This window comes from Bacillus sp. R86525 (assembly GCF_042466195.1).
GTDB classification, from domain to species: Bacteria; Bacillota; Bacilli; order Bacillales; family Bacillaceae_G; genus Bacillus_A; species Bacillus_A nitratireducens.
In genome coordinates this window covers 5,115,001-5,125,000 of record NZ_JAXHPX010000007.1, presented here as the reverse complement: position 1 = coordinate 5,125,000, position 10,000 = coordinate 5,115,001, and the positions used below count along the sequence as shown (strand labels likewise).

The 10,000-nt window shown below is 36.0% G+C and carries 6 protein-coding genes, 3 rRNA genes and 1 pseudogene (2 of these 10 running past the window's edge); 4 read left to right on the top strand and 6 right to left on the bottom strand.

Annotation, left to right across the window (positions count from 1 at the left end):
• Both SJY24_RS28915 and rrf read left to right on the top strand, forming a co-directional pair.
• Nucleotides 1-1,248 (top strand): 23S ribosomal RNA (locus tag SJY24_RS28915) (it extends 1,674 nt beyond the left edge of the window).
• A gap of 49 nt (nucleotides 1,249-1,297) precedes the next feature.
• Nucleotides 1,298-1,413: ribosomal RNA gene (gene rrf / locus SJY24_RS28910) — 5S ribosomal RNA — on the top strand.
• A gap of 14 nt (nucleotides 1,414-1,427) precedes the next feature.
• Here rrf and SJY24_RS28905 read toward each other — a convergent pair.
• The 4 genes and pseudogenes from SJY24_RS28905 to SJY24_RS28890 all read right to left on the bottom strand — a co-directional run bounded on the left by SJY24_RS28905 (nucleotide 1,428) and on the right by SJY24_RS28890 (nucleotide 5,359).
• A complete protein-coding gene (locus SJY24_RS28905; protein ID WP_377867092.1) occupies nucleotides 1,428-2,504 on the bottom strand; it encodes a glycosyltransferase WbsX family protein in 1,077 nt (358 codons plus the stop codon).
• Nucleotides 2,505-2,738: 234 nt separating this feature from the next.
• A pseudogene (locus SJY24_RS28900) lies at nucleotides 2,739-3,612 on the bottom strand (class I SAM-dependent methyltransferase).
• 37 nt (nucleotides 3,613-3,649) lie between these two features.
• Nucleotides 3,650-4,363 carry a class I SAM-dependent methyltransferase gene (locus tag SJY24_RS28895; protein WP_016128233.1) on the bottom strand — a complete coding sequence of 238 codons (714 nt, stop codon included), beginning with the start codon at nucleotides 4,361-4,363 and terminating at the stop codon, nucleotides 3,650-3,652.
• 201 nt (nucleotides 4,364-4,564) lie between these two features.
• Complete coding sequence (locus tag SJY24_RS28890; protein WP_377867091.1) at nucleotides 4,565-5,359, bottom strand: sulfotransferase family 2 domain-containing protein; 795 nt, start codon at nucleotides 5,357-5,359, stop codon at nucleotides 4,565-4,567.
• Nucleotides 5,360-5,667: 308 nt separating this feature from the next.
• On the opposite strand from SJY24_RS28890, the gene SJY24_RS28885 reads away from it, so the two are divergent.
• Nucleotides 5,668-6,612 carry an NAD-dependent epimerase/dehydratase family protein gene (locus SJY24_RS28885; RefSeq protein ID WP_098220820.1) on the top strand — a complete coding sequence of 315 codons (945 nt, stop codon included), beginning with the start codon at nucleotides 5,668-5,670 and terminating at the stop codon, nucleotides 6,610-6,612.
• A 40-nt stretch (nucleotides 6,613-6,652) separates the two neighbouring features.
• Here SJY24_RS28885 and SJY24_RS28880 read toward each other — a convergent pair whose 3' ends face one another.
• Nucleotides 6,653-7,429 carry a class I SAM-dependent methyltransferase gene (locus SJY24_RS28880; RefSeq protein ID WP_377867090.1) on the bottom strand — a complete coding sequence of 259 codons (777 nt, stop codon included), beginning with the start codon at nucleotides 7,427-7,429 and terminating at the stop codon, nucleotides 6,653-6,655.
• Between the two features lie 67 nt (nucleotides 7,430-7,496).
• On the bottom strand, nucleotides 7,497-9,428 hold the full coding sequence (locus SJY24_RS28875) for a glycosyltransferase (protein WP_377867089.1): 1,932 nt from the start codon (nucleotides 9,426-9,428) through the stop codon (nucleotides 7,497-7,499).
• Nucleotides 9,429-9,927: 499 nt separating this feature from the next.
• Here SJY24_RS28875 and SJY24_RS28870 point away from each other — a divergent pair.
• Nucleotides 9,928-10,000: ribosomal RNA gene (locus SJY24_RS28870) — 16S ribosomal RNA — on the top strand; it runs 1,479 nt beyond the window's last position.

Genomic DNA, 10,000 nt, shown 5'->3' with positions numbered 1-10,000 from the left:
CGAGGAGAGAATCCTAAGGTGTGCGAGAGAACTCTGGTTAAGGAACTCGGCAAAATGACCCCGTAACTTCGGGAGAAGGGGTGCTTTCTTAACGGAAAGCCGCAGTGAATACGCCCAAGCGACTGTTTAGCAAAAACACAGGTCTCTGCGAAGCCGTAAGGCGAAGTATAGGGGCTGACACCTGCCCGGTGCTGGAAGGTTAAGGAGAGGGGTTAGCGTAAGCGAAGCTCTGAACTGAAGCCCCAGTAAACGGCGGCCGTAACTATAACGGTCCTAAGGTAGCGAAATTCCTTGTCGGGTAAGTTCCGACCCGCACGAAAGGTGTAACGATTTGGGCACTGTCTCAACCAGAGACTCGGTGAAATTATAGTACCTGTGAAGATGCAGGTTACCCGCGACAGGACGGAAAGACCCCGTGGAGCTTTACTGTAGCCTGATATTGAATTTTGGTACAGTTTGTACAGGATAGGCGGGAGCCATTGAAACCGGAGCGCTAGCTTCGGTGGAGGCGCTGGTGGGATACCGCCCTGACTGTATTGAAATTCTAACCTACGGGTCTTATCGACCCGGGAGACAGTGTCAGGTGGGCAGTTTGACTGGGGCGGTCGCCTCCTAAAGTGTAACGGAGGCGCCCAAAGGTTCCCTCAGAATGGTTGGAAATCATTCGTAGAGTGCAAAGGCATAAGGGAGCTTGACTGCGAGACCTACAAGTCGAGCAGGGACGAAAGTCGGGCTTAGTGATCCGGTGGTTCCGCATGGAAGGGCCATCGCTCAACGGATAAAAGCTACCCCGGGGATAACAGGCTTATCTCCCCCAAGAGTCCACATCGACGGGGAGGTTTGGCACCTCGATGTCGGCTCATCGCATCCTGGGGCTGTAGTCGGTCCCAAGGGTTGGGCTGTTCGCCCATTAAAGCGGTACGCGAGCTGGGTTCAGAACGTCGTGAGACAGTTCGGTCCCTATCCGTCGTGGGCGTAGGAAATTTGAGAGGAGCTGTCCTTAGTACGAGAGGACCGGGATGGACGCACCGCTGGTGTACCAGTTGTTCTGCCAAGGGCATAGCTGGGTAGCTATGTGCGGAAGGGATAAGTGCTGAAAGCATCTAAGCATGAAGCCCCCCTCAAGATGAGATTTCCCATAGCGTAAGCTAGTAAGATCCCTGAAAGATGATCAGGTTGATAGGTTCGAGGTGGAAGCATGGTGACATGTGGAGCTGACGAATACTAATAGATCGAGGACTTAACCATATAATATGTAGCAAATGTTATCTAGTTTTGAAGGAATATGCCTTCATAGTTTGGTGATGATGGCAGAGAGGTCACACCCGTTCCCATACCGAACACGGAAGTTAAGCTCTCTAGCGCCGATGGTAGTTGGGACCTTGTCCCTGTGAGAGTAGGACGTCGCCAAGCAACTTTAAGACGAGTCAGAATGACTCGTCTTTTTTGTATGCTTTTATGCCTCGATTAATTGCCTTTTTAACTCCTTCTAAATAAGCGAACCCATATTTTTTATCGGGTTCTAAGTAAGTACCTTCCGCCCACTCATTCCAAGCATTAATAAATAAAAACTCGCTATTATAGAGGGAGTATGCACGATGAATTTGCTTGCTCAAATATATTGTGAACTTCTCAGGGGTAGAACCTATGAAAATACTACTGTTTAAATCTTTGCGGCGAGCTGTATTATCCCAATCAACAAAAGCTCCAGGGAATGTTTTTTTCTTTGAGGGAGATCGTTTTAATATATACATCCATACTTTATCGTAGTCCCAAGCATTTAATTGCATACCAGACTCATATATTGTTTTATTTATGTCTGAAGAGCTATCATGGGCAATTGTATAAAAAGGTTCAAATTGAATGCTAGCGCCGAATCCATTTATATGTGGAATTGGAAAACTGTTTAGTGTTTCTACAAAAAATATACCTTTTAAACCATTTTCTTGTGCTAGTGTATTCCAATAATTAAGCATTTTTTCACAATCAGGAATATGTCCTGGGCGATAAATAATGAATAGAGGCTTGCCATCTATACGAATATATCTTTTATCTTGGAACGCTTGTAATAAATATTCAAAGTGCTCTTTCCAATCCGCTACATCTCCATAATCTTGAGGCATTAATATATGTTTATCGAGACCATCCCAAGTTTTTGTCCATGGTTCATTTGCCCAAGAAAGGCAAAATGGAAAATCTGGTTCCCCCATCTGAAGTACCTCATTAAAAGGTGTTTCTAATAGCCTCTTACCTTTAAACCAGTAGTGATAATAACAAAAGCCATATATGCCGTATGCTTTAGCGATTTTTGCTTGCCATTTTCTTACGGATGGGGTGGTTAAATCATAATAAAAATCTTGATAAGGTTCCCTAGGTTGATAATGTCCTGAAAATAAAGGTTGTGCATTTTTAGTATTTGTCCATTCAGTAAAACCTTTACCCCACCATCGATCATTTTCTTTTATTTGATGGAATTGTGGTAAGTAAAAAGCGATTATTTTCAAGTTATATCCCCCTTATGTTCTTCGGAGTTCAAGTGGTGGGAAGTTACTTTTGATTTTGTGGAGTAAGTTTAAAACAAGAGATTTGTTATTTGCTTACTGTTCTTTTTATACTACGTATTGGATTTGGTTTTACAGTTTGCTTAATATGAGAGCATAAGATGCTTTGATATATATGGCTGAAATAAAAAGTGTCGTTCATCATGAAATTTAGTGTATTATGATGGGCGAAAGAAGTTACTCTTTCTGGAGAACAAATAAAGCCTGTGGTAGTCGGTTTACATCATCAAAAAAATCCCGCAGTTTTAGGTACTTCTTATAATGTTTTTTAATATAAGTCATAGGTATAACAGTTTCTCCGTAAAAGCTGCTATTTCTAACATTTCCTGCACCAGTAGGACTGTGGACAAAATTGCCGCTCTCATAATCTGAGATGGCGCGATGTATATCTGGAAAAGCTTGAGATAAAGTTTTATGCCATCCTGTTTGAATTAATTCAGGATGTTCTTTAAATTGCTGACAAAAATCGAGAAAATATCGTGCCTGTGTTGTTGCGATAAAAATTCCGCCTGGACGAAGTATTCTTGAAAATTCTTTTATCCAATTTTCTGCAGTTGCTTCAGATAAATGCGAGAATACAGAATAAGCGAATATGATGTCTAACGAATTGTCGTGAATAAATTTTACAGGAGGTTGTGGACTGGCTGTTTTATATATACCCCTTCCTAATGTTTCATTACAAAGAGTGATCATTGCAGGATCCACATCAATGCCGAGCGGATTTTGATCAGAGACATCTTTAAATAAGAAACGTATAATTCTTCCCTATCCGCAACCAAAGTCTAACACTTTACTTTCTTTATTCAAGGGAACACCTAAATTTTGAGCGTATGTTTTTATATAGCTATAAAACAAATATGCTTCATATAAGGCGTGTTCATAGGAAGCGCCTACAAATTGTTTTTGAATTTTTTTCAGGGGGGAACATAGGTACGGGAACGCCTTTTATAGTTGTTTGTGAGCAACTTTGTATAAATAGATTTAGAAGTTCAACATCAGATAATGGACTAACAAGGTTATCAAAATCACTTCCTAACTTAAAGTTATTCATTTGTTAAATCTCCGAATTACATAATGATAAAAATTATTTACGAGCTTTTTGTACTAATAAAAACATGTAAAAATTCAGCATCTAATCCTAGTGATCTATCCTTTTGTAAATAAACAATAGTATACATATTTGCATGTGTATAAATATATTCAATCATATCTTGCCCCCAATCAAATGTTACTAAAGATCCATTCTCATCGATAGGGTTTCCATGATAAATGGGCTCTTCAATATACTCAATCACTTCTTTATTCACTCTCGCTCTTTGCAAAGTCTTTGTGAGTGTATGATACCAAGGGACAGTAAATACATGAGCACCGCCAGGCTTTAATACTCGTTCTATTTCTTTAAAGGCCTTGTTTGGTGTCATGACATGTTCAAAAACATCTTGAGTAATGAATAAATCAAAAGATTCATTTTGGAAGGTCATGTCTTCTAAGTTCTCACATCTAATTCCTTGAAAGTATTGGCCTAGAGGATAGTTTTTAAAGTATTGAGAATATGTATAGTTTTTGCAGTTTTTTATTAGTAGCTGAGTTGTAATTCCCCCAGGAGAGGATTCGTGGATATTATAGGAACCCCATTTTGGAAAAAATGTATTTAAAACATGGATTAAAGCTCGTTGCCTCGGTATAGAGTGGCATGTAGAACATAAGTAATGATCTCTAAGCCAATCATTATGCTCTATAAATGTAGTTTCCTTCTCACAAATAACACAGTATCCATTATTGTGTTTCAAATTACCTTCCACATGACATCACTCCTGTGTTAAATGCATATGACACACACGTCAACAATCAGCGAAATCAAAGAGAGTGGGTGAAAATTAGGGAACCCATAAAAGTAAGATTGGTAGAAGGGAATAATTAGCGGGAGAGAACCCCACGCTAATTAAAGTTTCACTTTATGCTATGCGATACATTCGCTTTTATTCATTGAAGAATGTATAGACTTAAAATATCCCCTTTGTGTACGGATACATTTCAAAGTCCTGTGTATATATTTCTGTAACTAAATCCATGGTTTCTTTATCATAAAAGCTTTCATATGTTGGAAAGCGGGGGAAGGATGCATCCGTAATGCTAAGTTCTGCATAGCTTCCCGTATAAAGCATCTTATGAGCGCGATGATGATTTGAATTTGTAAGAAGCGCTAAATTTGATTTAGCCAAATCGTACGTGTGTTCTATCTTGGTGATTTGTGTATTAAAATCTTCTAAAGGAATATAGCATTGGGTGAAGTTTTCTTCACCTGGGGCGTATTGCTGACTAAAATGTATATCTATTGCTAGGGAATTGGAACCTAATGCTTGAACGTAATATAAAAATTGTTTAAATGATATTCCTTGGTTACTATATTTGTCATTATAAAAATAATGCCGGATACTTTCCCATTGAGGGCTAGCATATGGATTGTCAGCAAGCAATAAAAAGGAGCTGACCGCCCTTGTATAGGGGTTTCGCACAAGTTTATAAACATCTTTTTTTGCTTCCAGGAGACCATTTTGTAACTCGGGTATGTAATTTGTATTGTTTTTATACACCCAGAACTCATAGTAATGAATAAAATCATTGTATTTCTTTGCTTCAGGAAATAATCCAATTTGAAAAAAGAACCAATTAGCTAATGTGGTACATCCGCTTCTATGGCTCCAGAATAGTATAAGTGGAAAGTCTTTATGGAAATGTGGAATTCGATCTTTATGTAGCATTACATGATTTAAAAGCTCTTGATTTACATTCTTCATAAATTTAGTACTCCTTTTTGAAAGTTTTATTCACGGAGAGGGTTCTTTAAATAGAATAAACGAGTGAGAATATGGGAAAAGAAGTTTTTATTAATCCAATATATTCATGGAAATGAGTAAATATTATGAGTGCCTTTTGCGGTCATCTTGGATAAGATAGCGATTCTAAAATGAAAATATAAAATAAAGATAATGAAAATTTATAAGGAGCATACAATTATAAGAGGATGAATAATAGAAGTGACCAAGTTCATTTATTTGTATTTCTAGGTGTGACGAGTAAAAATTTTATTACTAGAGAGGATATTATGAGGAAGAATAATTATTTAATAGTAGGTGGAAATAGTTTCATTGGTATTAACCTCGCATTAGGTTTATTAAAACAGGGTCAAAATGTAAAAGTATTTTCCAGACATATAAATAATTTTCCTCAAAATATTATAAGCGAAGTTGAATTTATTAGAGGTGATTTAGAAAATGTTGAAGATATATATAAAGCTTTAGTGAATGTGGATATCATTATTTATTTAGCTGCAACGTCTAATGTAGCAACTTCAATTGAAGATGTTTTTGGAGATATTAATAGTAGCTTTTTTTTTCTTAATTTCATGGAAAGTGTTAAAGATTTTCAGATTAAAAAAATTGTATTAGCGTCTTCTGGAGGAACGGTTTATGGTGAACCTGAATATTTACCTATTGATGAGAAGCATCCATTAAAACCACTTTCTCCATATGGGATAACAAAAGTGTCGCTTGAGAATTATTTGTATTTTTATAAGAGGAAATATGGAATAGACTATGTTGTATGTAGATATTCTAATCCATATGGAAAATATCAAAATCCTTTAAAGAAAGTTGGGGCAATAAATTGTTTTTTGTATCAGCATCTCAGTAATGAAAGGATTAATATATACGGGAATCCACAAGAGATTATTCGAGATTATATTTATATCGATGATTTAGTTGAAATCACGATACAACTATCGCAATTTAATCGATTGAAATCTTGCGTATATAACATAGGAAGCGGCAAAGGTCTCTCTTTAAAACGAATTATAGTAGAATTGGAGAAATTAACAGAAAGAAAAGTGGATTTTATCTGTTATAAACAAAAACAAGAGAATGTTCAAAAAATCATTTTGAATATAGATAGGGTAAGACAAGAATGTAATTGGGAGCCTAAAATAGATTTCAAAAGTGGAATTAGATTAAATAAGCTATGGATTGAAGAGTTCTTATATAGTGAAAAATAATAAACCATGCCCCACTTGTATATAAGTAGGGCATGGTTTATTATTTTATTTCTTTTTGTATTATCCAAAGGTCTTGATGTTCCCACCAAAAACCTTCATTGAATTTTTTGATAACAGGGTTATAGGGTAATAATTTAATTTTGTCACATACGTAAGAGGGACTAACTATCGTTTGTCCGTATTGATTAACATCTAAATCAAATTGTTCACTAGAGGGGAGAAACCAATACCCCTGTTTATTTAAATTTGGAAAGCCGAAGTACTTTTTACTTTGATATCCGTGAGTTGTGAAAATGAATAAGCCGCCGGGTGAAACAGCGTTATACAATGTTTGAAGCCAACGAAACCAAGTCGTATCAGGCATATGAGAAAAAAAGGATAGACAAAAAACAATATCATACGTAGAAGAGGCAATTTTTACTTGTTCGGGTTCAGGGTGAGATAATATAGAAGAAGTATTTAATGTGCTTTCAATAAAAGTAATAGCCTCTTCATGTATATCACAGGTAGTTATACTTAAGTTCTTTTGTAGGTTTAATAAATGACGTGTTACGCAGCCATATCCGGATGCGAATTCTAATAATTTAATTGGATTGTCTATAGGAGGATAAAAGGAAGTAATTAAATCTAAGAGTGTTTCTGCTGAGTTTTTTCCATCTTTAAAATAATAATCTATCGCTTCCTTTTTAGATGGGAAGACTGGATTAGTGACAAGGAATTGAAAGATATGATCCTCTGGATGGATACTTGCATTTACATTGTAGTTGTGTGCGATTTGAGAAATCAAATCTTTATTTGCCTCTATAAATTCTTTCAAAGAGTAACCCCCCCTTAAATGATAGTAACGCCTTACAAGAGATACTGATGGTGAGGAAAGTATATAGTTAAATCTTCAAATATGTTTTAAGATACTTTCTATATGTGTACATTTTCATTTTAGAAATGTCGTCGATAGTAAAGGTTTCTTTAATAAAATTCTGCATTTGTATAACTTCACTGTAATGAGAATATGGATCTTCGGTTTTCGTTACGCTATTTGTATGTCGTCTATGATAGTTTAGGGGTTTTGGATTGAAATAAATATTCCCCTCTTTAAGAAGAGAAACATAGAAAAACCAATCACCAGCCACTTTAAACTTTTCTAATTGTTTTTCTGTTGTTTTTATATCTATGTTTTTAAAAACTACACTTGAGACATTAGGTATGGTGTTTTTGATAAGTAACGTATCTTGTATTTCATCTGTCCCTTTTCTAAAATAAGAACTTTTCCATTTTTCTTTATCAATATCATTTGTGTAATCTAAATAATGATTGGCCAGGACATTCCCTTGTTCATCTATTTGTTTTGATTGTGTGTAGCTTAAGGTAACATCACCATTTATATGAAACCCTTGTATTACTTCTTCTAAAAATGTCTGATCACATAAGTCATCGGCCTCTGCAATCCAAATATAATCACCGGTTGCTGCAGAGACGCCTTTTATCCATTGTTTAAATACAGAACCAGAGTTTTTATCATTAATAATCTGCTGAAATTTTAGGTGGGGCTTATTTTCGTTTGAGAGCAGCTTTTCAAATATAGATACGCTATTGTCAGTAGAGGCATCGTCTAGGAAAATTAGTTCGTAAAGGGGATAGGTTTGGTTTAATATTGATTTAACTCGGTCAGGTAAGTAATTTTCGTAATTATAGTTCGGTACAATTACGCTTATTTTTTTATAATTATGCTCAAGCAGGTTTAATAATTGATAAATGTAATGAAGAAAGTTGAAATCTTTTTCGATAAGTTCTTGGCCGAAGCTACCTTTTTGTAATCGTAAATCTTCATCTCCAATAAATTCATATATTCTTTCCAGCATCTTCGGTAAATTTAAAAAGTCTACTAAGGCGCCAGTTTGTTCCGTAACAACATCTTCAAAACCTCCAGCGTTTTTAAACCCTATAACAGGGACTTTTGTATCTAATGCTTCTAAAACAACGTTGGGAAAAGGATCTTCTCTTGAAGTTAATAAATATAAATCAGCCCCGGCGTTATATAAACCGATATCTGGAGTAGGCTCCACTAATGTGAAATGTGCCGTATATCTTTGGGAGAGCGTATTTAAAAAGTGAACATCTGTTCTCCCAACCCAGATAAAATGAATATTCGTATGAACCTTTCTTACTGAGTAAGCAATAAGTGAGAATAAATCTATCCCTTTTCGATGATCAGCGAAACCTACCCCCAAAATGATTTTGCTGTCTAGAGGCAGGTTGTGTTTTTTTCGTAATTCGTTTCTAGCTTTTGCAATATTGTCCTTATAAGGATTGTGGTTAAACAAACCTTGAGGGAGGATGTGGCATTTTTGATGATCTAATTGAGTGATTGTACGGAATTTTTCATACACGTACTGTGAAGGGAAGACAATTTTGTAAGCAAACTCGGCAATGTTTCTAGCTTTTCCCTCGGCAGAGTACTGTTGTATTAAATGCGGCAATTCATGTATTAATGAAATAACCTTTATATTGTATTTAGCTAGTAATGCAACTATATCACCACTTATGACGGTACTACATATGGCGATGGTATAGTCTTGTGATAATAACTCCTTTATTAATAATTCGACCTTTTCTTCCGTTGGGTAGTCTTCCTCTAGGCAATAAACAGGACCATACTTTTGAAAGTCGTGGATTAAAATGCCCGTTCCAATAGAAATAATCGCGACGGAGTAATGAAAGTTTTCTTTAAGAGCTTTAATAGTATGTAAAGAAAGCAGCTGCGCTCCGTGGAAATGGGCATCATGGGATACATAAATGATTTTCTTGTTAACATGCATTTCATAACGCCTCCTAAGTTTATTTATCATTCCTAGAGATAAGTGGGAGGAGAGACATGGTGATTTTAGCTGTGATGTCCTCAAAATAAAAAATGCTATCCTTAATATATATTTGTTTGATCTGATATTCATTCTTTAGAAAGGTATTAGTGGTAAGTAAATAAACGAGTATAAACCGCAGATTATTAAAGTGACTACATAAGTTTAATAATCGCTAGGGATGGACTAGAAATTCGGAAGTTTCAATGCCTTTTATGATTTGTAAAATAAAAAACAAAAAGGTGTTGACGATTAGAGTATTGAGGTGTAATATAGGACAAGTCGCCGATAGCAACAACGCAGAAAGCGACAAACGAAATGAAAAACTTAGTTGACATTGAGATATGAAAATGTTAACATAAGGAAGTCGCAAATGAGCGACCAAGTAGTTCTTTGAAAACTGAACGAAACAAACAACGTGAACGTCAATTTTTATTTTTAGATGCTAGACAAACTAACTTTATTGGAGAGTTTGATCCTGGCTCAGGATGAACGCTGGCGGCGTGCCTAATACATGCAAGTCGAGCGAATGG

Excerpts from the sequence above, each read along its gene's own strand:
- SJY24_RS28890 (WP_377867091.1), bottom strand. The coding sequence starts at position 5,359 with ATGAAGAATGTAAATCAAGAGCTTTTAAATCATGTAATGCTACATAAA.
- SJY24_RS28885 (WP_098220820.1), top strand. The coding sequence starts at position 5,668 with ATGAGGAAGAATAATTATTTAATAGTAGGTGGAAATAGTTTCATTGGT.
- SJY24_RS28875 (WP_377867089.1), bottom strand. The coding sequence starts at position 9,428 with ATGCATGTTAACAAGAAAATCATTTATGTATCCCATGATGCCCATTTC.